The sequence below is a fragment of the Deltaproteobacteria bacterium genome (genome assembly GCA_016709225.1).
Classification (GTDB): domain Bacteria; phylum Myxococcota_A; class Polyangia; order Nannocystales; family Nannocystaceae; genus Xiheibacterium; species Xiheibacterium phototrophicum.
The window spans coordinates 1,922,457-1,947,426 of the sequence record JADJEE010000001.1 but is presented as its reverse complement, the minus strand read 5'-3'; the positions used below and the strand labels follow the sequence as shown (position 1 = coordinate 1,947,426).

Annotated in this window: 20 protein-coding genes, 1 tRNA gene and 1 pseudogene; 12 read left to right on the top strand and 10 right to left on the bottom strand. The window is 71.7% G+C overall.

Annotated elements, in window-relative coordinates; genetic code table 11:
* Positions 1–28 precede the first annotated feature (28 nt).
* On the bottom strand, positions 29–655 hold the full coding sequence (gene msrA, locus IPH07_08005) for a peptide-methionine (S)-S-oxide reductase MsrA (protein ID MBK6917326.1): 627 nt from the start codon (positions 653–655) through the stop codon (positions 29–31).
* Between the two features lie 94 nt (positions 656–749).
* On the opposite strand from msrA, the gene IPH07_08000 reads away from it, so the two are divergent.
* Positions 750–992 carry a hypothetical protein gene (locus IPH07_08000; protein ID MBK6917325.1) on the top strand — a complete coding sequence of 81 codons (243 nt, stop codon included), beginning with the start codon at positions 750–752 and terminating at the stop codon, positions 990–992.
* A 67-nt stretch (positions 993–1,059) separates the two neighbouring features.
* Complete coding sequence (locus IPH07_07995; protein MBK6917324.1) at positions 1,060–3,219, top strand: hypothetical protein; 2,160 nt, start codon at positions 1,060–1,062, stop codon at positions 3,217–3,219.
* A gap of 64 nt (positions 3,220–3,283) precedes the next feature.
* On the opposite strand, the pseudogene IPH07_07990 reads toward IPH07_07995, so the two are convergent.
* Positions 3,284–3,373: pseudogene (locus tag IPH07_07990) on the bottom strand (hypothetical protein).
* The gene (locus IPH07_07985) at positions 3,370–3,927 is read right to left on the bottom strand and encodes a biliverdin-producing heme oxygenase (GenBank protein ID MBK6917323.1); all 558 of its coding nucleotides are present in this window, start codon (positions 3,925–3,927) and stop codon (positions 3,370–3,372) included. The pseudogene IPH07_07990 and the gene IPH07_07985 overlap by 4 nt, the downstream one beginning before the upstream one ends.
* A gap of 222 nt (positions 3,928–4,149) precedes the next feature.
* Here IPH07_07985 and IPH07_07980 point away from each other — a divergent pair, with 222 nt between their 5' ends.
* A complete protein-coding gene (locus IPH07_07980; protein ID MBK6917322.1) occupies positions 4,150–4,605 on the top strand; it encodes a nuclear transport factor 2 family protein in 456 nt (151 codons plus the stop codon).
* Between the two features lie 12 nt (positions 4,606–4,617).
* On the opposite strand, the gene IPH07_07975 is transcribed toward IPH07_07980, so the two are convergent.
* Both IPH07_07975 and IPH07_07970 read right to left on the bottom strand, forming a co-directional pair.
* Positions 4,618–5,052, bottom strand: coding sequence for a hypothetical protein (locus tag IPH07_07975; GenBank protein ID MBK6917321.1), 435 nt, complete (start codon positions 5,050–5,052; stop codon positions 4,618–4,620).
* 112 nt (positions 5,053–5,164) lie between these two features.
* Entirely contained in the window at positions 5,165–5,995 is an 831-nt protein-coding gene (locus IPH07_07970) for a sigma-70 family RNA polymerase sigma factor (protein MBK6917320.1), read from the bottom strand.
* Between the two features lie 132 nt (positions 5,996–6,127).
* Here IPH07_07970 and IPH07_07965 point away from each other — a divergent pair, with 132 nt between their 5' ends.
* The 3 genes from IPH07_07965 (at position 6,128) to IPH07_07955 (ending at position 10,212) form a co-directional block, all read left to right on the top strand.
* Positions 6,128–6,499 carry a hypothetical protein gene (locus IPH07_07965; GenBank protein ID MBK6917319.1) on the top strand — a complete coding sequence of 124 codons (372 nt, stop codon included), beginning with the start codon at positions 6,128–6,130 and terminating at the stop codon, positions 6,497–6,499.
* A gap of 19 nt (positions 6,500–6,518) precedes the next feature.
* Positions 6,519–7,001 carry a hypothetical protein gene (locus tag IPH07_07960; protein ID MBK6917318.1) on the top strand — a complete coding sequence of 161 codons (483 nt, stop codon included), beginning with the start codon at positions 6,519–6,521 and terminating at the stop codon, positions 6,999–7,001.
* A gap of 64 nt (positions 7,002–7,065) precedes the next feature.
* The gene (locus IPH07_07955; GenBank protein ID MBK6917317.1) at positions 7,066–10,212 is read left to right on the top strand and encodes a protein kinase; all 3,147 of its coding nucleotides are present in this window, start codon (positions 7,066–7,068) and stop codon (positions 10,210–10,212) included.
* A gap of 144 nt (positions 10,213–10,356) precedes the next feature.
* Here IPH07_07955 and IPH07_07950 read toward each other — a convergent pair.
* Positions 10,357–10,428 (bottom strand) — tRNA-Val (locus IPH07_07950).
* 121 nt (positions 10,429–10,549) lie between these two features.
* Between IPH07_07950 and IPH07_07945 the strand changes: the two genes are divergently transcribed.
* The 4 genes from IPH07_07945 to IPH07_07930 are packed head-to-tail and all read left to right on the top strand — an operon-like array spanning position 10,550 to position 16,814.
* Positions 10,550–10,942 carry a RidA family protein gene (locus IPH07_07945; protein ID MBK6917316.1) on the top strand — a complete coding sequence of 131 codons (393 nt, stop codon included), beginning with the start codon at positions 10,550–10,552 and terminating at the stop codon, positions 10,940–10,942.
* Positions 10,943–10,967: 25 nt separating this feature from the next.
* Positions 10,968–13,868: a carboxypeptidase regulatory-like domain-containing protein gene (locus tag IPH07_07940; GenBank protein ID MBK6917315.1), complete on the top strand. Its 2,901-nt coding sequence runs from the start codon at positions 10,968–10,970 to the stop codon at positions 13,866–13,868.
* Between the two features lie 35 nt (positions 13,869–13,903).
* Positions 13,904–14,461: a hypothetical protein gene (locus tag IPH07_07935; protein MBK6917314.1), complete on the top strand. Its 558-nt coding sequence runs from the start codon at positions 13,904–13,906 to the stop codon at positions 14,459–14,461.
* Between the two features lies 1 nt (position 14,462).
* Positions 14,463–16,814 (top strand): serine protein kinase PrkA, encoded by a 2,352-nt coding sequence (locus IPH07_07930; GenBank protein ID MBK6917313.1) that lies wholly within the window; start codon positions 14,463–14,465, stop codon positions 16,812–16,814.
* A 13-nt stretch (positions 16,815–16,827) separates the two neighbouring features.
* Here the strand turns inward: IPH07_07930 and IPH07_07925 are convergent, their stop codons facing one another.
* Positions 16,828–18,213 (bottom strand): MBL fold metallo-hydrolase, encoded by a 1,386-nt coding sequence (locus tag IPH07_07925; protein ID MBK6917312.1) that lies wholly within the window; start codon positions 18,211–18,213, stop codon positions 16,828–16,830.
* Positions 18,214–18,316: 103 nt separating this feature from the next.
* Between IPH07_07925 and IPH07_07920 the strand changes: the two genes are divergently transcribed.
* Both IPH07_07920 and IPH07_07915 read left to right on the top strand, forming a co-directional pair.
* Positions 18,317–19,402: a radical SAM protein gene (locus IPH07_07920; protein MBK6917311.1), complete on the top strand. Its 1,086-nt coding sequence runs from the start codon at positions 18,317–18,319 to the stop codon at positions 19,400–19,402.
* Positions 19,399–21,624 carry a radical SAM protein gene (locus tag IPH07_07915; protein MBK6917310.1) on the top strand — a complete coding sequence of 742 codons (2,226 nt, stop codon included), beginning with the start codon at positions 19,399–19,401 and terminating at the stop codon, positions 21,622–21,624. Before IPH07_07920 ends, IPH07_07915 begins: the two co-directional genes overlap by 4 nt.
* Here IPH07_07915 and IPH07_07910 read toward each other — a convergent pair.
* From IPH07_07910 to dacB, 3 genes are all read right to left on the bottom strand, one after another.
* Positions 21,607–22,515: a hypothetical protein gene (locus IPH07_07910; GenBank protein MBK6917309.1), complete on the bottom strand. Its 909-nt coding sequence runs from the start codon at positions 22,513–22,515 to the stop codon at positions 21,607–21,609. The two genes, IPH07_07915 and IPH07_07910, sit on opposite strands and share 18 nt — an antisense overlap.
* A gap of 9 nt (positions 22,516–22,524) precedes the next feature.
* Positions 22,525–23,022, bottom strand: a complete 498-nt coding sequence (locus IPH07_07905) for a hypothetical protein (GenBank protein ID MBK6917308.1) — start codon at positions 23,020–23,022, stop codon at positions 22,525–22,527.
* A 108-nt stretch (positions 23,023–23,130) separates the two neighbouring features.
* On the bottom strand, positions 23,131–24,717 hold the full coding sequence (dacB, locus tag IPH07_07900) for a D-alanyl-D-alanine carboxypeptidase/D-alanyl-D-alanine-endopeptidase (protein ID MBK6917307.1): 1,587 nt from the start codon (positions 24,715–24,717) through the stop codon (positions 23,131–23,133).
* Between the last annotated feature and the right edge of the window lie 253 nt (positions 24,718–24,970).

Sequence of the window (24,970 nt, the reverse complement as noted above, 5' to 3'; positions counted from 1 at the left end):
CCGACAAGCCTGCCAAAAAAAGCCCCTGTCAGTCGCCGAATCGTCGCACGCGGCTGTGGCACACCGGGCTCTTGCCGGTGCGCGCGTACCAGTCCTGGTGGTAGCCCTCGGCGACCCAGAAGCGCTCGGCGGGGCGCACCTGCGTGACCACGTCGTAGCCGCGGGCCTTCAGGCGCTCGATCAGCGCCAGCGTGGTGCGCTGCTCGTCCGCGTTGCCGTAGAACACCGCCGAGAGGTACTCGGGTCCGATGTCGACGCCCTGGCCGTCTTGCTGGGTGGGATCGTGGATCTCGAAGAAGCGCTTGGCGATCGCTTCGTAGTCGATCCGTGCGGGGTCGTAGCGCACGCGCACCGTCTCGAGGTGCCCCGAGGTCTGGCTCGACACGTCGTCGTAGCTCGGCGACTCGACATGCCCGCCCATGTAGCCCGAGTCGACCGCGAGCACGCCGTCCAGCTGTTCCATGTAGTGCTCCACGCCCCAGAAGCAGCCGCCGGCGAAGTAGGCCTCGCGTTGCTCGACCGGCACCTCGTCGGCGCCGGCGCTGGGGGCCGCGCTCGCACCCGCGGGCACCTCCGCGTTCGCGCTGCAGGCGAGCGCGGGTCCGAACAACGGGCCCGCGAGGAGGAGGGCGAGGGCGTGTCGCGCGGTCGTCATGGTCGGGATCACGGGTGATGGTATGCCCGCGGCCTGGGGGCTGGTTACGGCCAACGCGACGGTCCGCGCGCCGTCTGCGATACTGCCGAGGACCATGACGGGCCGGTTCTTGGCGGTGATCCTCGCAGGTGCGTGTGCGGTGTCGATGGCCTGCGGCGGCGACGGGGGCGGGCGCGCGGCGGTGCCGAACCCGATTCCGGACCCCAAGCGGGAGATCGAGCGCGCCAAGGATGGCGTCCACAAGGCCAACGAAGCCGCCGCCAAGCGCACCGACGACGCGCTCGATCGCGCGATGCAGGGCGAGGTGGTCGAGCGCGGGCAACCCCGCGCGCGCTGACTTCACCGCGATTGCGTCGCGTGCTGGCGGGCTGCCCTCGCGGCCGTCGCGGCGATAGACTGCCGCGATGGCATTCCTGACTCGGCGGCCGCAGGTCGTCCGCACCCGCGGTGTCGCGGCGCTCTGGCTCGCTGCGCTGCTCGGCGCCTGCTTCGACCCCGAGCCGGTGACCGTGCAGGGCGACGAGAGCACCGGCGGCGACACCGACGGCACCACCGCCGCAGACGCGAGTGTCGGCACCACCGTCTCGACCAGCGCCAGCGCGAGCGAGGCCACCACCACCTCGCCGACGACCACCGCCGACACCACCGCGGGCGGCGGTTGCTCGGCCGACATGGGGCCCGATCCCGCGTGCGAAGGCGCCACGCCGTACTGTCTCGCGGGCGAGTGCGTCGGCTGTGCGCAGCTCGACAATGGTCAGTGCGCCGCCATCGATGCCACGACGCCGGCGTGCGATGCCGACTCGGGCGCGTGCGTCGCTTGCACCGAAGACGATCGTCAGGGCTGCACGCCGCAGCAGGCGTGCATCGACAACGCCTGCGCCGCCTGCACCTCGAACTCGCAGTGCGAGAGCAACGTCTGCCAGGACGAAATCGGCGAGTGCTTGCTCGCCACCGTCACGGTGCAGGGCACGGTGGTGCTCGCCGATCAGCTCGACGCGACCCCGGCCCAGGACGCCACCGTCGACATCACCAACGTCACGCCGGCGCAGTCGGCGGGGCCGACGGCGGCCGACGGGCAGTACATGCTCGAGCCCATCGCGCCCGGGACCCTGCTCGACGTCGAGATCGGCATGCCGCAGAACGACCCGGTGTTCGTGCCCGCGTCGCTGCGGACGCGCACGCAGCTGCGCCTGCCCAACGACACGCCGGTGACGTTCGACCCGCCGCTGGTCACCTACGCGCACCTGGCCCAGGTCGCCTTCGAATGCGGGCTGTTCCCGACCCTCGAGGCGGCGATCGGCAACGGCGCGGTCAACGTCTACTTCGCGCAGCGCTCGACCGTGTTCGGACGCCTGGTCGACGACATGGGCGAGGGCGTGGCGACGCTCTCGCGCGAGGCGCTGCAGGTCGAGCTCGACGGCTACATCAACATCCACAACAGCCTGCTCGACACGAACGCCAACCCGGCCTTCGTGTGCTTCCTCGAGCGCGACGAGGTCGAGGGCCGCTGGCGGGGTACCACCGCCAACGCCTCGAACGACAGCGGCGGCTTCGTGGTGTTCCGCGTGCGTGACAGCAACGGGCAGGGCCAAGGCGCCGCGACCGTGCGGGTGGCCGGCTTCGACGACGGCCACGTCAACCTGCGCTCGACTGGCAACATCGGCGTGGTCGAGCTGGTCCGCAACGACGATCCGATCCCCCGCGACTTCGCCAGCGACGTCTATCCCATCTTCACGACCTACGCGTGCGTTGGCTGTCACACCGCCGGCGGCCCGCCTGCGGCCGTGAACGCGGGCTTCAACGCCGACTGGAGCCTCTCACCGCTGGCGGTGTGGCAGAACCTCGTCGGGCCCGGCACCACCTGCATGGGGCAGCCGACGCCGCTGCGCGTGTGCACCGACGACCCCGACGCGTCGCTCATGATCTTCTACCCGCTGTTCGACTCGGTCGGCGGCGACGACCCCCATCCGGTCGACATCTTCCCCTCGCTCGACGACCCCGGTGTGCAGGTCATCCGCGAGTGGATCAGCCAGGGCGCGCAGCCGCCCACCGAGTACGACTTCACCGAGGACGTCTACCCGCTGCTCACCGCCTATGCCTGCGTCGGCTGCCACACCGGCGGCGGCCCGCCGGAGGCGGTCAACGCCGGCTTCGACGCCGACTTCGATCTCACGCCGATGCAGGTGTGGCAGAACCTCGTCGGCCCCGGCACCACGTGTCCGGATCCGATGAACCCGGTGCGGGTGTGCACCGACACGCCCGCGATCTCGACCATGGTGACGTATCCGCTGGCCGACGCGCTCGGGCAAGAGGACGCGCACCCGGTCACGGCGTTCGCCAACCTGAGCGACCCGGATCTGCAGATCATCCTGCAGTGGATCGCCCAGGGCGCGCCGTTCCAGGTGACCTGTGCCCACGACGCCTGCGCGCCGGGCGAAGCCATGAACCAGGGCTGCTCGCAGTGCGCGGCGGCGATCTGCGGCATCGATCCCTACTGCTGCAACACCATGTGGGACGACATCTGCGTCAACGAGGCCGTCGCCGAGCCGCTGTGCGGCTGCTAGGCGGACGGCGGCGTCAATCCCCGGGCCCGCTGACCTGTCGGATCTGCAGGTGCGGGCCTCGGCACGCGAACAACAGCCCGTGGGGCTGGATCGAGCCGGGGATGTGGATCGGCTCGCGGGCGCAGTTGTCCAGCGTGACGGGTTCGAGGCTCATGCGGCGATCACCTGGTGGTGGAGGAACGCGCGGTGATACGCGCCGAAGCTGAGGACGGCGGCCTGCACCGCCCGCTCGAGTGCGTCGTCGACCAGCGGTGCCTGCTCGAGCGCCTGCACGAACGCGCGCCAGTGGGCGGCGGTGCCGGCTCCACGCAGGCGCAGGTACGAGGTCGCGCCGCGCTCGGCGGGTGCGAGCGCGCGCTCGAACTGCTGCGCCAACACCACGCCACCGAGGGTCGAGCCCTCGACCACGTAGGCCGCACCCCAGGCGGTCGCGGGGTCGTCGGCGAGCTGCACGGCGATCGGCTCGACGTCGTCGCGCTCGCCGAGCTCGGCGAGGTCGCGTCGTAGGCTGGCGACTCGGCTCGGTCGTGCAGCGGCGGGGAGCCAGCGGGTCACCACGGGCTCGATCGCATGCACCGCGGCCAGCGAGCCGCGCAGCAGCGCCACGTAACCCGCCCGAGTGGCCTCGCCGTTGTGCAGATGCGCGAGCTCGAGCTGGCGATGGGCCGCGGCGGTGCGTTCGCGGAGGATGTGGAGCGGCGACGGCATCGGTTCGATCACGGGATACGACCCGTCGTCGGTTCTAGCCCTGCACTCGTGCACGTCGCAAGCCAGGATCGATCGCGATCGATCCTCATCGATCGCGTCGGGGCGCGCACATGCGGTCCCACGTACCCCATGGCGGCGTGGGGCGGCGTGGCTACGGGCTGGATTGCCACGCACGGGCGTGAGCGCACGGGCGGGCGCAGCGCGGCGTGCGATGCTTCCCCGATGCGAGCGTTGATCCTCGTCGTGTCCCTGTTGGCGGTCTCGGCCTGCGCGCCGCGTCGCTTCGCGCCCGACGATCGCGACGCGATCGCGGCGTTGCTCGCGGCGCAGGCCGGGGCGTGGAACCACGGCGACCTCGAGGGCTTCATGGCCGCGTACGCGCACGACGACGCGTTGGTCTTCACCTCCGGCGGCGAGATCCATCGCGGCTGGCAGACCACCCACGATCGCTACCTCGAGCGCTACCGTGCCGCCGACGCCCGCTCCGAGATGGGCACACTCGCGTTCGAGGTGATCGAGATCCGCGAGCTGGGCGTCGACGGTGCGATCGCCCTGGGCACATGGACCCTGACGCAGACCCCGAAGGCCGGCACGGGTGTCTTCACCCTCGCGCTCTCGCGGACCGCCGACGGCTGGCGCATCGTCCACGATCACACCTCGGTGCGCGCGGCGAAGTGATCGGGCGAGAAATCAAACGATCCCTTCTCGGTGCGCACGCATCGAGAACAAGTACCGGACGAACAACGCCGAGAACACGCTGTCGCCCACCACGACGACGAACACCAGGTCCGTCGCGAGTCCATGTGCGTAGAGGCTCAGCAGGTTGATCGCGAAGAAGACCTTGCCGATCGTCCCGAGCAGGACGATGCCGGTGTGCCGCTCCGGATCGCGCGCCACGATCAGGTAGCCGACGAAGTACAGGAAGGTCGTGCCCCATGCGCCCCGATAGATCGAGGTCAGTAGCGGGTCACTCAACGCGCGATCGAACAACGCGTGGAAGACCCAGCTCGGGGCGAGGTACCCGGGGAGTCCACCAGCCAGGTTCCACAGGGCGGCGGTGACGAAGACCAGGCTCCAGAGGCGTCGTTGGGTGCCATCCATCGCCGCCCAGCGTGGCAGCGACACCGGTCGACGGCAGTGTCCGACGCGGACAACCGATTGCCCGAACGCGACAAGCTGCACGTTCACCGGCTCTCGTTCGTGGGCGCGGGAGGGTTCGAACCTACGACTTCCACGGTCACGGGGGTCGTAGCAACCCACCGATGCTGAGCTCGAGGCGACTGTGCATCAGGGTCACGATGCTCGTCAGCTCGCGGCCGCTCAGCCCGGTGCCTTCACGGACGATCTCGGAGGTGCGCGTGCGCAGGCGGTCCAGGGCCGCGTCGATCCAACGCGCCACGGTGGTGCGGTGGACACCGAACACCACGCCGATCGCCTCGGTGGCGAGCCCCTCGACCAGGCGATGGCGCAACAATGCGCGATCGCGATCTTCGAGCTCGGCCATGGCGCGCCGCACCGCGTCGTGGATCTGCTCGCGGTGGCGTTCGTCCAGGAGCTGGAGCTCGGGGTCCGTCGGCGCGATCGCGGCGATCGAGGTGGCGATCTCGGCGTGATCGGGCCGCGCACCACGATGGCGTTGCTCGTCGACGAGCAAGCGCGCGGCGATCACCTTCACCCATGCGCGCAACGGTGAGCCGCCGTGGTAGCCGTGGATCCGCGGGCGTTCGCCGGGTGCGGCCACGAACAGCCGCGCCCACAACCGCTGCCCGAGCTCGTCGGCCACCATCGAGGCGCTGCGGGCCCGGGCAGCCGCGCGCTCGAGATCGGGGCGGACCATCTGCATGATCGCGAGCAGTGCGTCGCGGTCACCACTCCCCGCGGCCCATGCCAGGTACAGGTCGCTGCCGTGGCGGCGCACGAGCTGCTCTTCCACCGGCGACGCGGGCTCGAGCAATCCAGCGACGAACGCGACGAATGCAGCTGCGTCGACGTCGAGCGTGGGATGTGCAGCACGGCCGAGGGCCACGAAGTCGGACCACGGCGGCTGCGTCGGGTCGACGGCACGCACACGAGCAGCCTAGCAGCTGGTCGCGCGTGACCCAACGCATGAACAAACGTCGTCGAATCGATGCTCGGTCTTCCGACCGGTCCGTAGGGGAGCTGCGCCGACAGAGCGGCGCAGAAAAGGTCTCTTCGTTCCATGCGCATCGCAGGCTTCATCATCGCCATCCTCGGCGCCCTCGCGGCCGGACTACTCGGGGCGGCCTGGCTGACCGACGCCGCCGAGCAGTCGGCCCGGATCACCCAGGCCAAGGCCCTGGGCGTCGACACCGGCGCCCTGGATTCCATCGTCACCGCCGCGTACGTCCTCGTGCTCAGCCTCGGGCTCGGGATCGCCGGTGGCGTGTTCACGCTGCGCGGCAAGGGCCGCATCGCAGCGCTGGTGTTGATCGCGGCAGGCGTCGCGCCGGCGCTGTTCGCCGCCAAGGCGTTGGTCTTCACCTGGCTGCTGGTGCTCGCGGGGTTGCTCAGCCTCGGCGTGAAGCCGCGGGAGGTGCGTCATGCGGTGTGAACTCGCGATCTGTTCGGTGTTGGCGCTGCTCGCCTGCGACGGTGGTGCGAAGTCTGCGGATGCACCGGCGGCCGCGGGCGTGGTGACGAACGACGGGGGAGCCGTCCCACCCGAGGCAAAGTTCGCGTTCGAGCGGGCAACCGGGGAACTGGCGAAGATCGAGGCTGCGCTCGCGAAGGGCGAGGTCCCTCGTGGTACGGCGTGTGCGGCGACGAACGGATACGTGAAGTCGTTGCGCGCACTCCCCTCGCCATCGACGGAGATCACGGGGCTGGTCGACAACGTCGATCGCGTGTGTGAGCACGAGGTGCCCAAGGCGACGGCCCGCGCTGCGATCGCAAAGGCCAAGGCCGCGCGGGCTGCAAACCCCGACAAGAACCCGCTCAGTGAGTGCTACAGCGCCGACTTCACCCGGTCGCTCGAGACACTGACGAAGGTTGCCGACGGCGATGCCGAGGCTCTCCAGAAGGAGTTCGACGGGGTCTGCCCCCCACGAAAGTGACGCCGTCCACCCCGATTGCTAGCCTGACTCGCCGCCAGCGGCCGCGGCGAGCCCCGCGACGATCATGGCCTCGACCGATTGCCCCGACGACGAGATCCTCGCCGCGTTCGCCGAACGCGAGCTGGACGACGACGCACGGGCAGCGGTCGAAGCCCACGTGCTCGGCTGTCGTGGTTGCCACGAGACCCTCGTGGAGTTCGCATCGGCGTTCGTCGACATGGACGACGATCCACCGGAGCCCCGGCGCGAACGCGGCACCAACATCGGCCGCTACCTCGTGCTCGGCACCCTCGGGCGCGGGGCGATGGGCGTGGTGTACACCGCCTACGATCCCGATCTCGATCGGCGCGTGGCGATCAAGGTGCTGCGCGCGCTCGACGACATCGACGCCCAACAGCGAGCCGATCGCGAGCAGCGGCTGATCCGCGAGGCCCGGGCACTCGCCTCGATATCCCACCCCAACGTCATCACGATCCACGACGTCGGGGTCGACGCCGGCCAGGTGTTCATCGCGATGGAGCTGGTGGCCGGACGCACCCTCGCGGCCTGGCTGGCCACTGGCGATCCGACCCCGGCACGACGGCTCGACGTGGTGATCGCGGCCGGACGCGGTCTGGCGGCGGCCCACGACGCGGGCGTGGTCCACCGCGACTTCAAGCCCGACAACGTGTTGGTTGCGAACGATGGTCGCGGCGTGTGGGTCACCGATTTCGGGCTCGCCCGGGTCGAGCTGCGCGACCAGCATGTGCTCGAGCACGCCCCCTCGGTCGAGCTCCCGATGCCGCTGCATCACACTGCTGCAGGGGCGCTGGTCGGCACCCCCGCGTACATGGCTCTGGAACAGCTGCGTGGCGAACGGGCCGACGCGCGCGCCGATCAGTTCAGCTTCTGCGTGGTGCTGTACGAGGCCGCGTTCGGCCAGCGCCCGTTCGGCGGCGAGAGCATCCCCGACCTCGAGCGAGCGATCGAGCGCGGGATCTCGAGCATGCCCAGCGGCCGAGTTCCGCGCCGCATCGAGTCGGCACTGCGCCGCGGACTCGCCCCCGCCAGCGGCGATCGCCATGCCGACATGCACGCCTTGCTCGATGCCCTCGAACGCGGACGTCGATCATCGATCCCCTGGATGCTCGCACTCCTCGGCGTGATCGTGCTGATCGCGGCGGCCGGCATCATCACGACGCAGCTACTCGGACGCGCGCCGGTTCTTTGCCAAGATGGTGCCGAGCGTGTCGCCGAGGTCTGGGGCCCTCCGCAACAGGAGGCCCTGCGACGAGGCTTCCTCGCCACCGCCTCGCCGACCGCCGACGACGACGCGACCTGGACCGCAAGCCGCCTCGACGACCACGCGGCGCGATGGGCCGAGGCCCACGACGACGCCTGCCGAGCGACGCTGATCGATCACGTGCAGGCCCCCGAGGCCATGGAGCTGCGGCTCGAGTGCCTGCGACGGGCGAGCCGACGCACCGCGGTGGTGATCGAGTCGCTGGCGGCCGCCGATCGCACGACGCTCGAGACCCTCGAGAAGACGCTTGCTGAGCTCCCGGGCATCGAGAGCTGTCGCGACGTCGAACGGCTGCGCGAGCGAGCCCCGCAGGCACCCCCGCCCGCGCTGCACGACGCGGTCGAGAGCGCCTCCGCCGAGCTGACGCGCATCGAGCTCCAGCTCGGCCAACGTCGCATCGCCGAGGCCGGTCGAGCCATCGACGCGATCACCCCGACAATCGGATCCCTGGGATTCCCGCCATTGGCGATCCGGCTCGAGACCGTGCGCGCTCGGCTGTGGCGCGAGAGCAAACGACGCGTCGAGATCGAGCCGCTCGTGCGTCGGGAGCTACCCGAGGCGATCGCCCTGGGCATGACCGCCGAGGTCGTCAGCTTGATCGACAGCTGGGTCGCGGCCATCGAGGGCGAGCACGCGCGTCAGGCCGAGGCACAGTGGCTGACGGCGCTCTCGGTATCGATCGCGGCGCGTGACGATCCGGGTGGATGGCTGGAGGCCACGGCGACCCACAACCAAGCGATGTTCCTTGCGGCCATCGGCCGTCGGACCGAAGCCATCGTCCAGGTGCGTCGTGCGCTCGAGATCGCATCGGCGTCGAACGATCCGAACCCCCTCGCCGAGACGTCGATGCGCGGGTTGCTCGGTCGCCTGCTGTTGGCGAGCCAGGACCTGGTCCGCGCAGAAGACGAGCTCCGCCGCGCGGTGACCGTGTTCGAGGCGATCGGAGCACCCGAGCACGTCCAGCTGGCGAGCAAGAGCGCGCTCGCGTCGGCGCTGACCGACACGCACCGCGGCGACGAGGCGCTCGAGCTCAAGCGTTGGGGTCTCGCGGTCGCCACACGGGACTTCGGACCGCGCCACAGCGAAGTCGCGGGCGCCGCTACGCGCCTGGCCAATTCACATCTCTCGCTCGGCCGGCTCGACGAGGCCACGGCGTGGTTCCTGGCCGCGATCACCATCGCGGACATCTCGGACGGCGCGCCGAGCTGCTACGCACGCGGCGGGATCGCGCGGACCCTCGCGTACCGCGAACAGTTCGATGCGGCGGTGTCATGGGCCCACGAATCGAGGGCGCGGGCTGAACTCGAACTCGCCGCCGATCACCCCGACATCATCCACGAGATCATGCTCGAGGCGAGCATCGAGTCGTTCCGCGGGAACACGGACCGCGCCGCAATGCTGGCGCGTGAAGCCATCGACGCGTCCGAACGGATCCATGGACCCGACGCCATCGCAACCGTGACGCATCGCGTCGGTTTGGCCGACATCCTGTACGTCGGCGGGAACATGGGAACCGGCGTGGCCGAGGAGTACCTTCGCGCGCTGCCGGTGCTGCGCGCTCATCTGCCGCCCGAACACTTCTTGATCCTCGTCCCCGAGCAGAATCTCGCCGAGATCTACGCTCACCAGCGGCGGTTCGTGGACGCTCGGGCGCTTCTCGAGAACGTATGGTCCTGGCGCACGACCGAGCAGTTTCTTCCGGCACAGCGGGGCGTGACCGCGATGGCGTTGGCCCAGGTGCTGTGGGAGTTCCCCGATCAGCGTGCACGCGCACGGGCACTCGCCGCGCAGGCAGAGGCAAGCTTCCTCGCAGCTGGAACCGACGAGACGCGCGGCTACCTGCGAACGTTGCGCGGGTGGCTGGCCACCATCGAGGATCCACCGCGACGACAACCGCGATCTCGCGCGCCAGCGCCGGCGAGCCAATGACCGGTCACGGAGGCTGAGCAGGTTGATCGCGAAGCAGACCTTGCCGATCGTCCCGAGCAGGACGATGTCGGTGTGCCGCGCCGGATTGCGCGCCCCCGCTCGAACCCGCGGTCGCGAAAGCCCCGAATCCAGGGCTCTCGTTCGTGGGCGCGGTAGGGTTCGAACCTACGACTTCCACCGTGTGAAGGTGGCACTCTACCGCTGAGTTACGCGCCCGCTGTTGTTTCCGCCGGTCGCGTGCGCCCGGCGGACGCGTTTTCTAGCCGCAGTCGGGCGCGGTTGCAAGGGGGGCGCGAGGGTTGGCGCGCGGACCGGGCCACACGCTAGGATCGCGGGCATGAGCTCCCGCAAGGTCATTGCGACGTCCGAGGCCCCGGCGGCCATCGGACCCTACAGCCAGGGTGTGGTGGTCGAGGGCGGCCGCACGCTCTACACCTCGGGCCAGATCGCGCTCGACCCCGCGACCGGGCAGGTGGTCGGGGGCGGTGACGTGAAGCTGCAGACCGAGCGCGTGCTCGACAACCTGCAGGCGATCCTCGTGGCGGCCGGCATGGACTTCGGCAACGTCGTGCGCTGCGGCATCTTCCTCGCCGACCTGCAGGACTTCGGGGTCGTCAACGAGCTGTACGGCGCCCGCTTCAGCGCGGCGCCGCCGGCCCGCGCGACGGTGCAGGTCGCTGGGCTGCCCAAGGGCGTGCTGGTCGAGATCGACGCGATCGCGGTCGGTTGAAGGGCGGCCGCGGGCGGGCGCTGGGATGGGCGAGGCGGGACAGTCGGGCGGCCACGACCCGCCGCAACGACCGGCGCCGCCGGGGCGGTGGATCGCGCTGGCGATCCTGCTCTGCGTGCTGGCCTCGCCGCTGCTGTGGCTGTGGCGCGGCGCCGCGTCCGAGGACGTCGACGATGCCGGGCGCGCGGCGTTGGACGTCGACGGTGGCGTGACGTCCGGTTCCGCGTCGCCCGACCAGGCGGTCGCGCGCGTGCGTGGTGTCGTGCGACTCGAGCAGCGCTCGCAGGCCGAGCCGCTCGCGGGGCTGCCGACGGTGGCGACCGATGGGGCGCTCGACACCGACGGGTCCGTCACGACCGCGGCCGATGCCGACGACGCCGACGCGCGTGACACCGACGCGCGTGACACCGACGCGCGTGACACCGACGCGCGCGACACCGATGCGCGTGACAGCGATGCGCGTGACACCGATGCGCGTGACACCGACGGCGTCGACACCACCGACGGCGATCCCGGTCCGCCGCGCGAGCCGGTGGTGACCGTGCCGGCGACCGCGGGCAGCTGCCGCATCGCCGCGTGGCGCGACGGCGAGCCGGTCGCGACGCCGGTGACCTGCGACGCCGGCGGTGCCTTCGAGCTGGTGCTCGCACCCGGGGTGTACGGCCGCATCGCCGTCGAGATCGAGGTGCCCGATCGGCTGCGCGCGGTGGTCGAGGTCGAGCTCCCGGCCGGCGCGATCGGGCGGCTGCCGACGGTCGCGCTCGGCTTCGGCGAGCGGCTCGGCGGCACCGTGGTCGACACCCGCGGCGCGCCGCTGCCCGGCGTCGAGATCACGGCGCGGCCGAGCCCCGACCTCGACGAGCCCGAGCCGTGGCGGGCGCGCAGCGACGCCGTGGGTCGCTTCGACTTCGACACGCTGCCGCCGGGTCCGGTCGTGCTGCGCTGCGAGGCCCCCGGCTATGCGCCCACGGTGCTCGAGGCCATCGCGCCCGAGTCCGACGTGCAGCTCGTGCTCGACGCGCTCTACGATCTGCGCGGTACCGTCATCGGTCCCGCCGACGCGCTCGCACGCGTGCGCGTGCGCATCGAGGGCTCGGGCGTGTGGCCGGTGCGCGAGGTCGCGGCCGCGCCCGACGGCAGCTTCGTGCTGCCGCAGATCCCCGACGGCGTGTATGCGCTCGCCGCGATCGCGCCGGCCGCCACGCCCGGCGAGCCCGAGTACGCGTCGATCATGTTGGAGAGCGTCGACCCCGGTGCTGCACTCACGCTCGCGCTCGCGACCGCGTGGCGCGTGCCCGTGCGCGTGCTCGATGAGCGCGGCGAGCCGGTGCCCGGCGCCCGCGTCACGCTGGGCAGCGCCCACCTGGGGCTGCTGCAGCTGCACGAGCGCACCGCCGAGGACGGCCGCGTCGCGATGGGTCCGGTGCCGAGCGGCCAGTGGGTCGTGCGCGCCGACGCCGACGGCATGCTGCCGTCGGAGCCGGTCGCGGTCGCGATCGACGAGGGCCACGCCGAGGAGATCGTGCTGCGGGTCGCGCGGCCGGGCGTGATCGCGGGCGTGGTCGTCGACGAAGACGATCGCGTGGTCGCCGATGCGTTCGTCGAGGTCGAGAGCGACGCCCCGTTCTCGTTCGGCGAGGACGACACCCGCCGCGAGGTGTTCGAGCGCCAGCGGCAGTCCGGCGGATCGCTCGGCGTCACGACCGGCGCGGTGCCCGAGATTCCCACCGACGCGTGGGGCGCCGACGTCGGTGCTGGCGAGCTCGGGGCCCGCAGCGACGACACCGGGCGCTTCCGGCTCGAGTCGCTCGCGCCCGGCAGCTACACCCTGCAGGCCCACCACGGCCGCTTCGCCGCCAGCGATCGCGTGACGGTCGAGCTCGGCAAGGGCGGCGTGCACGAGGGCGTGCGCCTGCGGCTGCGCAGCGGCCATCGCCTCACGGGTCGCGTGACCGACGGCAACCACCGCGCGCTCGCGGGGGCGACCATCGAGCTCGACGACGGCAGCACCTACAGCAGTGACTGGCGCGGGGAGTTCGACGCCGGGCTGCGCCGCGGCAGCGTGACCTTGGTCGTACGCGCGCCGGGCTTGATCGCGGTCTCTCGCACGCTCGAGGTGCGCGCCGACGTCGACCTCGAGATTGCGCTCGAGCCGGCGCAGGCGCGCGTGCGCGGTCACGTCGTCGACGACAACCATCGCCCGCTCGCGCACGTGCAGGTCACGCTGCGCTCGAGCTCCGCGCTGGCGGCCACGCAGCTGGCGTGGAGCGACGAGCGGGGGCAGTTCGGCTTCGACGACCTCGCGCCCGGTGAGGTCGAGCTCGAGCTGGAACACCCCGCGCACGCGTCCGTGACCGCCGCGGCGACCGCCCGGGAGCCCGGGGCCGATCGCGAGCTCGAGTTCGTGATGACCCCTGGCTACACCCTGGTGGTCGACGTGCGCGACGCCGAGACCGGCTTTGCGATCGTCGACGCCGAGGTCGTCGCGGGCGATCGTCGCGGTCGCACCGATCGCCGCGGTGTCGTGCGCTTCGACGCGCTCGCCGACGAACGACTCGCGCTGGTCGTGCGCGCCGACGCCTACGGCAGCGACACCCAGAGCATCGATCGCGACGGCCGCGATCGCGTCGACGTGCAGGTCGAGCTGCGCGAGGGCGGCTCGGTCAGCGGGGTCGTGACCGACTGGGCTGGCGAGCCGGTCGGCGGCGCGAAGGTGGTGGTGGTCGCCGACGGGGTCGAGGTCGCCGAGCTGCGCAGCGACGGTCGCGGCCGCTTTCGGGCCGACGGCATACCGACGGGTGCGATCGTCCTCTCGGCGTGGCCGCCGGTCGATCGCGAGGACGACTTGGCGGCGGTCTCGCAGACCAGCGACGTCCTGCGCGGACGCACGACGGCGGGCCTCGACCTGCGGTTCGAGCGACGGTGACCGCCCGCGCGGAAACCAGCTACCATGCGTGCGCCATGTCGAGCCCCCGAATGCCCGCATCGTCCACCTCCGTCGCCACCGTGTTGGCCGCCGTGCTCGCGGCCGCGGTCGGCTGCGACAGCAAGCCCGCCTCGAGCGCGCCGCAGGGCGGCACCGCCTCGCCGGCGAAGACCGACGGCGGCCACGCGACCGCCGAGACCAAGACCGCGGCCGGGCCCGGCGGCGAGAAGGTCAAGGTCGTCGAGGGCGGTGGCGACGATCGCTACGCCCTCAGCTACGACACCCCCGAGGCCACCGCCGGGCAAGAGGCCAGCGTGACCGTGCGCGTGGTCCCGAAGCAGCCCTGGCACATGAACCTCGACTTTCCGACCTCGCTCAAGCTCGAGCCGCCCGCAGGCGTGACGCTGGCGTCGGCGAGCCTCAAGAAGAGCGACGCCAAGCTCGACGAGACCGCGTGCTCGTTCGACGTCAAGTTCACCGCCGCCAAGCCCGGCGACCAGACCATCAGCGGCGAGTTCAAGTTCGCCGTGTGCCAGGACGAGGCCTGCTCGCCCGTGACCGAGACCGTCGAGTTCAAGGTGGCGGTCAAGTAACGTGGCGAACACCGAGGCGGTCCCCGACATGGACGGCGAGGCGCGGGCGCGCATCGGCAGCATGGCCGACGCGGTCGCCCAGGAGTTCGCGGCCACGCGCCGCATCCTGAGCTTCGACGAGTGGTTCGAGCTGCTCTGCAAGGACCCCACGGTCCATGCGCGCTCGGCCGCGCAGTTCGTGCTCGACGCGTTCGCGCACTTCGGTCGACGCGACGTGCGGACGCCCTCGGGGCAGATCTCGCGGCATCGTCTGTTCGACTGCGAGTTCGATGGCTGGCACCGTCTGGTCGGCCAGGAGGAGGCGCAGAACGAGCTCTACGACGTCATCTCCGGCTTCGTGCGAGTGGGTCGCGTCAACAAGACGGTCATCCTCCACGGCCCCAACGGCAGCGCCAAGAGCACCATGCTCGAGTCGCTGCAGCGCGCGCTCGAGGTCTTCTGTCGCACCGAGCGCGGCGCGTTGTACCGCTTCGCGTGGGTGTTCCCCAACCGTCGCCAGCAGAGCGGCGGCATCGGCTTCGGCCAGCTGCCGGGCCTGCGCGACGCGCTGGGCGAGGAGACCTTCGCGCGGCTGTCGGGCGACGAGCTCGAGGCGCGACTGGTCGACGAGACCAAGGACCACCCGATCTATTTGATACCGCTGGCTGCGCGTCGTCGCCTGCTCGAGGACATCTGCGCCGCGCACCCCGACTTCGTGATCAGCGACGCGATTCTGTACGGCGAGCTGTCGCACCGAAATCGCAAGATCTACGACGCGCTGCTCACCGCCCACCAGGGTGACCTGCGCAAGGTCCTGCAGCACGTCCAGATCGAGCGCTTCTTCGTCAGCCGGCAGTATCGGCTCGGGTTGGTGACGGTCGAGCCCAAGCAGACCGTCGACGCACGCAGCTATCCCGTCACGGGCGACGCCGCATTCGCCCATCTGCCGCCGACGGTGGCCGGACAGGCGCTGTACGCCGTGCAGGGTGACCTGGTCGACGCCAACCGCGGCGTGATCAATTTCAGCGACCTGCTCAAGCGCCCGTACGAGCACTACAAGTATCTGCTGACCGCGACCGAGACCGGCCGCGTCGCGCTCGACCACGTCGTGCTCGCGCTCGACATGGTGCTGTGCGGCAGCGCCAACGACCTCGACCTGCTCGAGTTCCGGGCGCTGCGCTCGGGGGAGTACCAGAGCTTTCGCGCGCGGCTCGAGCAGATCCGCGTGCCCTTCCTGCTCGACTTCCGGGTCGAGCGAAAGATCTATCAGGAGCAGGTCGGCGACATCCTGCGCGGCGTCCACGTCGCGCCCCACGTCACCAAGATCCTCGCGCTGTGGGGCGTGATGACGCGCCTGCGGCGGCCCAAGCCCGACAACTACTCGCCCAAGATCCGGCGCGTGCTCGAGCGGCTCACGCCGATCGAGAAGGCCGACCTCTACGCCTACGGCCGCGTACCGCGGGGCCTCAGCTCCGAGGAGGCGCGCGAGCTGCTGGCCGCGGTGCCACCCATGCACCAAGAGCGCTTCCCGCCGGCGGTGGTGCGCGCGGAGGGCAGCGACCACTACTTGGGCGACTACGAGGGCAGCTTCGGCGCCAGCGTCCGCGACCTCAAGGCCGTGCTGCTGGCGGCGGCCAGCGATCCGGGCAGCACCTGCGTGACGTTGCCGCGGGTGGTCCAGGAGCTGCGCGCGTTCCTCAAGGACTCGAACAACCATCGCTGGATGTCGCTCAACCCCGACGGCGCCGGCTTCCATCTGCTCGACGGCGACGAGCACAGCATCACCGGTGCCTGCTGGGAGCGCTGGCTCGACCTGTCCGACCGCGAGATGCGAGAGGCGCTCGGTCTGGTCGACGAGGCTCGCTACCTCGAGCTGTTCCGCAAGTACGTGGTGCACGTCTCGCACGCGCTCAAGAAGGAGCGGCTGTTCGATCCCGTCACCGGCGAGCTCACCGAGCCCGACGAAAAATTCATGCGTCAGCTCGAGAAGACCATGGCCCCCGACGCCGGCGCCAACTTCCGCGCCGACGTGCTGTCGCGCATCGGCGCGTGGGCGCTCAGCCACCCCAACGAAGACCCCGCGTACCACGAGATCTTTCCCGACTACTTCTCGTTGCTGCGCGAGGACTACTACAAGAAGCAGAAGGACACCGTGCGCAAGAGCGTGCAGCGGATCCTCGAGCTGCTCGCCGACAAGGGCGAGCAGCTGGTGCCGGAGAACGAACGCGTACCGCTGTCGCCCGGCGAGGAGCAGAACGCCCGCCACGCCCTCGAGGTGCTGCTCGGCGCCCACGATCAGGGTGCGCGTCGCGAGCGGCACACGCGGGAGACGCTGCGCGAGACCCTCGTGCACCTGATCAAGGCCCGCTACTGAGGCGGTCGCGCGGTCACGGGCGATTCGCGGCGGCGGCGAGCACCTGCTCGACCTCGTGGCGGGTCGCCCGCTCGTGCGAGCGATCGTAGGGCAGGGCGTAGTAGAGGAACGTCTCGCCCAGCGGCAGCCGACGCAGGCCCGCGGTCTCGATGCGATAGGCGCGGCTGCGGGCCCGCAGCGCGCCGGCCAACAGCACGTCGCCCCAGCCGCGGCGGCCTTCGATCACTTCCCACAGCAGCGAGCCCGCGACCTGATCGAGCGCGTCCCAGTCGGGGTCGAGGCCGGGCTGCACGCGAGCGCCGTGATCGGCGACCACGATGGTTCGCTCGGTGCGGCCGTGCGGCCACACGACCTCGACCGCCAGGCGCAGCGGTGCGCCGGCGTGCAGGCGCGGCCATGCAGCCGCCAACGCGGGTGCCAGCTCGGTGTGCAACCACTGCTCGACCCGCGGCTGCATCGCGGCGACATCGTGGCCCCCGGGGTTCGCGTCGACCAGCGCAGGGATCGACAGCGGTGCGAAGCCGCGGGGGTCGTCGCTCTCGCGCTGCTGCACCTCCGCTGCGGCGTCGGGCGTGAGCGTGACGCCCTCGCCGTCGACGCGCAGGCGATCACCGGCGCGCACATGCAGCCCGTGGGAGCTCGGCACGCGCCGCGCGAGGTCGGCGAGAAAGCGCGCCTCTCCCAGCGGGAACACCACGCGATCGAGCCACGCCCACGCGCCGACGTGGGAGCCACCGGCCGCGGCCGGCACCACCCATGCGGCGTCGATCGCCGCGATTTCGTGCAGCAGTCGATCGTAGGCGGCGTAGGGGAACGCCAACGACTCGCCGAGCTGCGCGGCGATCTCGAGCATGGGTTGCCAGCGCACGGCCGCCATCGTCAGGCGCCGGGCCCCGAGCGCCCGGGTCGCGATCTGGGTGACCTCGCGGATGTCGTCGGGCCCCGTGAACACGCTGTCGACTTGGTTCCACGCCGCCACGCCGCCCACGCCGAACATCACGCCCCACTCGTCGGGCGCACGCGAGGGCGTGGTCACCAGCGACACGCCCTCGAAGGCGAGCAGGGTGCCGGCCGGGGTCTCGCGCACGTCGTGGAAGCCGAGCGCGCGCGCGGCCCAGGCCACCAGCGCGTCGGGCGTCAGCACCACGGTGTCGGGATCGAGCTGGGCGAGCCGGTGCAGGCTCGGCACGTCGAAGTGGTCGCCGTGTCGGTGCGACACCAGCAGCACGTCGGGGCGCAGCGCGCCGGCGTCGATCGTCCGCCGCGGCACCACCTCGAACACGCCCGCGTGGTGGGTCGCGCCCAGCAGCGGGTCGCACACGAACCGCAGGCCATCGGCCTCGACCAGCCACATCGCGTGGCCGCAGTAGCTCCAGCGCATCGGCCCGCCGCTCGCCATCGCGGGCGCCAGTGTAGATCAGGGGCCGCCCGGGGTGCGGCGCGGGCGTCGGCGCGCGCGCGGGCCGTTGTGGGCGCTGTGTCCGGTGGGTGATACTGGCCCCGTGGAACGACCGCGTCGCTACTCGTTGGCGGTGGAGCTCACCAGCCACTGCAACCAGCGCTGCAGCTACTGCTACAACGCGTGGCGCGAGGACAACGGTCGCGAGGTCGGCGCGCTCGGCAGTGACGACCTGCACGCGCTGCTTTCGCGGGCGCTCGACGAGGTCGAGTTCGATCATGTGACGCTCACGGGCGGCGAGCCGTTCGTGCGGCCCGACATCTGGCGCGTGCTCGAGCTGTGCAACGACAAGGGCGTCGGCATCCAGATGATCAGCAACGGCGGGCTCGTGACCGAGGCCATCGCCGAGCGCCTCGCGAGCTACCGCATCCGCTGCGTCCAAGTGACGCTCGACGGCCCCGACGCTGCGCTGCACCACGAGCACGTCGGCGGCGACGGCCACTTCGAGGCCACGCTCGCGGGCATCCGCGCGATGGTGGCCCACGGCGTGTGCGTGGTCGGCTGCATCGTCGTCACGCGTCGCAACGCCGACAAGGTTGGAGAGATCCTCGATCTCTTCCGCGAGCTCGGGGTCCGCATCGTCGCGCTGTCGCGGTTCTCGCCGGCCGGCTATGCCGGGCAGTTCGCGGCCACGCTGCTGCCGTCGCGCAGCGATCTCGTCGAGGCGCTGGCGCAGGCCGAGGCCCGCGGTCGCGATCACGGCATGGACCTGCAGGTGACGATGCCGGTGCCGCCGTGCGTCGTCGAGCACGCCGACTACCCGCACATCCGCTTCGGCGGCTGCCCGATCGGCACCAGCATGCAGGAGTTCGCGCTCGGCCCCCGCGGGGAGCTGCGCTCGTGCACGCTGCACACCGAGGTCATCGGCGATGCGCGCAGCGAGTCGATGGCGGCACTGGTGCAGTCGCCCAAGCTGACCGCCTACCGCGACGTGACGCCGGCGTTCTGCGAGCCGTGTCCGCACCGGCGTTCATGCCTGGGTGGCTGTGGGGCCGCGGCCGCGACGATGCTGGGCGACGCGCGCGGGCTCGATCCGTTCGTGGCCCAGCACGTCGACGACGGCTTCGCCGCGCAGCTGCGGACCGCCCGTCGCGACGGCGCCCGTGTACGGCTGCCGGTGGCGCCATGACGAAGGCCGTGCGCGTGCTGCTGCTGTGGCCCGGCAGCGAGGGCGCGGCCGCGGGCAACTTCGGGGTCCCTCAGCTGGTGCTGCTCGGCACCTGGCTGCGCGCGCAGACCGGCGCCCACGTCGAGATCCGCGATCTCGCGGTCGAGCGCGCGTTCGGACCCATCGACTTCGAGGCGATGTTGCGGGGCGACGGCGCCGGCTACGACATCATCGCGTTCTCGATCTACTCGTCGTTCGACTGGCTCAAGTGCGTCGCGCTGGCCGAGCTGGCCCGCGCGCAGTGGCCCGATGCGGTGCTCGTCGCCGGGGGCTACCACGCCAGCGCGCGGCCGCTCGAGGTCGTGGCCGAGGACGCGCCCTTCGACGTGGTCGTGGTCGGCGAGGGTGAGCGCCCGTTGGTCACGGTGGTCGAGTCGGTCCGCGGCGGCGAGCCGCTGCGCAAGGTGGTGCTGGGGCCCGAGCCCATCGACCACATCGACGAGCTGCCGCCATCGGACTGGTCGCTGCTGTCGCGCTACCGCGGCGTCGCACGGCGCGTGGCCTCGCAGGCGCAGGTCTACCTCTCGCGCGGCTGTCCGTTCGACTGCGCCTTCTGCATGGAGCGGGCGAAGCGGGAGACCTCGTGGCGTCCGCTGTCGGTCGAGCGCGCGATCGAAGAGATCGAGTCGTTGCACCGTTTCCTCGATCTGCGCACATGGACGGTGTACTTCGGCGACGCGCTGTTCGGCATGCGCCGCGCGTGGCGGCGCGAGTTCCTCGAGGCGCTGGCGCGACGGGGCGTGCCGGTGGAGAAGTTCTGGCTGCTCATCCGCGTGGACCTCGTCGACGACGAGGACCTGCGGCTGTTCGGCGCCGCCAACTGTGGGCTCGGCTTCGGGCTCGAGTCGGGCGACCCGGGGCAGCTGGCGATCATCCGCAAGAGCGGTCGGCTCGACGACTACCTCGAGCGCATGGAACACATCGCCGCCCGTGCCCGCGAGCACGACGTGCCGTGGGGCGCCAACGTCATCTGCGGCCACCCCGGCGAGACCCCCGCGAGCATGCACCGCAGCGCGGCATGGTTGTCGAAGCTCTTCTTGCAGCCCCGTGGCACCACCGGGTTCCTCTCGGTCGACCCGTTCCGGCTCTACCCCGGCTCGCCGATCGATGCCGAGCGCCACGAGTACGAGCGCCGCTATGGCACGCGCTTCCACGCGCCCGACTGGTGGCACTCGGGCGACCCCGAGTTCCTCTCGGAGTGGGTCGACCCCTCGGCCGAGCTCGACTGGCGCACGCGCGAGCATCTGCAGCACGAGCTGCTGATGCCGGTGCTGACGCAGATCGAGCAGCACTTCGTGTACCGCGGCGGCGCGCGCAACTACTTCCTGCGGGCGGTTCGCGAGCAGGTCGAGTTCGGCGCCGCACGCCGGCGCATGCACGACTTCGGACGCTACTACGCGTGGCTGCGCTACAGCGGTCGCGGTGCGCAGGCGCTGGCGCAGCGTCGCTCGCACCCGGCGCTGGCCGCCTGCGCGGCGCAGGTGCGTGGCGAGGCGGTGGCACGGATGGCCGCGCAGCTCGAGCTGCACGGCGACGCGCCGGTGGTGCAGGCCTGCCGCGAGGTGCCGCGGGAGCAGTTCGTGGCGATCGATCAGGTCTGCGAGAGCACGCAGGACGTTGCGCTCGCGCTCGAGCCCACCGGCGCCGCGACCATCTCGGCGATGCACGCCTACGCCCGCGCGTTCACGCTGCTGGCGGTCGGGCCGGGGGACGCGGTGCTCGACCTCGGGGCCGGATCTGGCTACGGCGCAGCCATCCTGGCGCGGCTGGTCGGGACCGACGGGCGCGTGGTCGCGATCGAGATCGACGACGCGTTGGTGGCCGACGCCGCGGTCGCGCTGGCCGACCAGCCGCAGGTCAGCCTCCACGCCGGCGATGCCTTGGCCGCGCAGGAGTGGCCGGAGACCGCACGCGCGTGCACCAAGGTGACGGTGGGTTTCCATCTCGAGGCGCTGCCGCGTGCGTGGTGGGAGGCGTTCGCGCCGGGCACGGTGGTGGTCGCCCCGCTGGTCATCGACGGCCAGCAGCGGCTGTGCCGAGCGCGACGAGGGCGCGATGACTTCGAGATCGAGGCGTTCGACGCGGTGCGCTTCGTGCCGGCGCGCACGCGGCCGACGGCGGCGCCGGCTTCGAAGACGCCAGCACCGCGCGAGCGCACGGCCCATCTACCCGTCGTGGACTGAGGCCGATCGCATGCGCGCAGCCAGCTGCGCGAGCGCGGCGCGACGGGGCTCGCCGCCGCTGCGCAGCGCCGTCCGCTGTGCGGGCGTGAGCGCATCGGCGTGGGCCGCGACGATGGCGCGCAGGTCGAGCGTCGCGAGCCATCGATCGTGGGCTGTGGCCAAGGGCGCGAGGTCGTCGTGGGCGGCGAGCGACTGCAGCGTCGCGTGCACGGTCGCGAGCGCGGCGAGCTCACGCGCGGCGTGGTCACCGGCGGTGCGCATCACCGCGGCTTCGTGCAGCGCCATGATCGCGGTGTGGGTGAGGTCGTGGTCGTGCCACGGCGCCGGGGCACCGACCACGACCGCATCGTCGAAGCCGCGGCCGCGCGGTCCCAGCACCGACGACAGCTGCACCCGCGCGGGGGCGTGCATGCGCAGCGGCGGCAGCGTCAACCAGCGCGCGAGCGCGGTGCAGCCTCGTGTGAGCGACGGCGCCATGTGCCGCCGCCACGCGGCCTCGAAGGCGGGCAGGGCGAGCGCCGCGGCGGCATGCAGCAGCTCGAGGGCGGTGCGCTCGGGCGGCGTGCCGGCGGCCGCCAGCACCGGCGCGTCGAGCTCGTGCGGGGCGAGCTCGGCGAGCGCCCGCGTGGTGGTGCGGCGGAACCGATCGAGGTCGGCGAACGCCAACGGCCAGGCGTGCAGCGACGACGATGCGGCGGGGGCGAGCGTGCGGGCGACGAGCTCGCCGTCGTCGACGAGCGCTGCGTCGTCGAGCCCGATCGTCGTCAGCCAGCGGTGGTAGGCCGGATCGAACAGACAACCCGCGCCGCGCAGCGGAACGTGCGCGAGTACGTGGAAGGCGAGCTCACGCCACGGGTCGCACGGCGTCACCGAGACCGCGGGGTCGTCCACGCGCGCTCGTCACTTCGGCTTGGCGATCTTGAGGCACGGCTGCGGCGGCGCCGGCTCGGGCTCGGGCGGCTTCGGCCTCACGCTCAGACACGGCCGCGGCGCGGGATCGTCGGGCGGCGCGACCTTGAGGCACGGCCGCGGGGGCGTCGGATCGGGTGGCACGGCCACCTCGAGGCACGGCTGCGGGCTCGCGGGATCGTCCGCCGGCGGCTGGGCGATCTTGAGGCACGCCTGCGGCGGCGCATCGGAGGGCTCGTTCGGCGCGATGTCGAGGCACGGCTGCGGCGGCACCTCGGGTGGCGGTGTGCCCTCGCCGTTGGCGTTGGTGTCCTGCGGCACCGGCATGCTCAGGCACACCTGCGGGTCCGCGTTGCGCTTGCACGCCGCCTGACTCGCGAGGCCCGACAGCGCGATCGCGACGAAGCGCTGACGGCGGGCCAGGATCGCGGCGCGATCGGGGTCGACTGCGGGCGCGTCGTCGTCGTCGTCGGGGCGGCGTGGGCTCATCGCCCTGCCATCCTAGCAAATTCCCGCGACGGTCATCCGTCGTCCCCACCGCTTGCCCACCGCTGCGAGCACGGCGTGCCCGCGCGATGGCGCGTCACCATGGCCGTCCTAGGGGCCTTCGGTCGTCGGCTCGCCGGCGGTGTCGACCGCGGGCGGGGTCGTCGGCACGCTCGGGGCCTCGACGACCAGGGGCACCCCAGCGGCGTGGCGGGCCAGCAACTCGGCGATGCGGTTGTGCGTCGCGCGGGCGTTGCCGGCGTCGGCCTTGCGCAGCCCGTTGAACAGGATGGAGAACGCGATCGGTGCGCGGCCCGGCGCACCCGCGTAGCCCGAAAGGCAGTACACGCCGTCGAGCGTGCCGGTCTTGGCCCGCACGAAGCCGCGGCGATCGCTGGTCTCCAGGCGCGAGCGCGTGGTGCCGTCGACGCCCATGATCGCGAGCGAGGCGAGGTAGTCGCTCGAGACGCGGAAGTCGCGGTAGACCGCCGACAGCAGCGCGACCAGCTGGCCCGCGCTGATGCGGTTGGTGTCGTACAGGCCCGAGCCGTTGCCCAGGTGCAGACCCTTGGTGTCGATGCCGAGCTCGCCGAGGTGCTCGCGTACGCGGGTCAGCGCGTCGGCGAAGGTGGCCGGGGCCCCCGCGGACGCCAGGCCCTTCAGGATCTGCTCGGCCATGAAGTTGTTGGAGTGCTTGTTCACCGCGCGGATGAGCACCGACAGCGGCTCGCTGTGGTGGACCGCGAGCAGCGCGGCGTCACCGGGTACCGCCGCGCGACGGATGCGGCCCTGGCCCAGCTTCACGCCGTTGTTTCGCAGGGCGTAGGCCAGCACCTCGCCGGCGTAGATCGAGGGTGCGTCGACCGGGTAGCGGTACGACTTCGAGCCCGCGTCGACGCCGATGGTGCCGCGCAGGGTGATGCGGGTCTTCTTCTTCTCGACCTCCAGCGCCACGCTCAGACGATCGAGGTGGCCCGGCCCAGTCTTGGCGTCGTTGACGAGCTCGAGGTGGGGTACCGGCGGATCGAGGGCCGCAAACGGTGAGGCATCGGCGGACTGGCCCGGGCGCACGCGCAGCTCGAAGGTGTTGAAGTTCACCGATGCCGCACCGCTGGGCGCGCGGTAGGCCGCGAGCTCCTCCTTCTGATCGAAGCCGGGCGGCAGCTCGTCGCGGTCGAAGCGGGTCGCATCGATCACGATGCCGCCGGTGATGCGTCGGATCCCACGCGCGCGCAGATCGGCCGCCATCCGCAGCAGGTCCTCGGTGACCAGCGCCGGATCGCCGCTGCCGCGCAGGTAGACGTCGCCCTCGATGGTGCTGCCCTGCAGCGCGTCCTTGTCGTGGTAGAGCCGCGTCGAGAAGCGATGGGCTGGCCCCAGCACGCCGAGCGCCGTGGCGGTCGTGACCAGCTTCATGTTGCTGGCGGGATTGAGCGCGAGCTCGGCACCGCGCTGGTAGAGCACGTGGCCCGACTCCAGATCGAACGCCACCACACCGAGCTGCGCCGTGGCGAGGAACGGCTGCGCGAGCGCGGCGTCGATCTGGCCGGCGAGCGTGGCCGGGAACTCCACCGGCACCGCCGGCGCGGCGGTGTCCACCACGGCGGCCGCCTGGCCGTCGGCGTCGATGCCCGCGTGGCTCGGCGCGGCCCCCGTCAGCAGCGACGCGGCCGCGAGCGTGCCCAGCCACCAGCCCATGCGCATCCGGGGATCGGTGCGGACGCGCGAACCCGCCCCGCCTCGTGCTCGAGTCGCCATCGATCTCAACTCGCCTAACGTACCCAATGCGCGAGCATTCGCCAGCTTTCCCGCGAAGCGACGCGCGCCAGGGGCCCGCGCGTCGCCCACCCGGCCCACGCCGCGGCGCCGAGCGACCGCCACGCGAGCGATGCGGCGCCCTTGGTCGCGGCGGAAGCTTCGTGGATGCACCGGGCTTCGGTATGATGGAGCC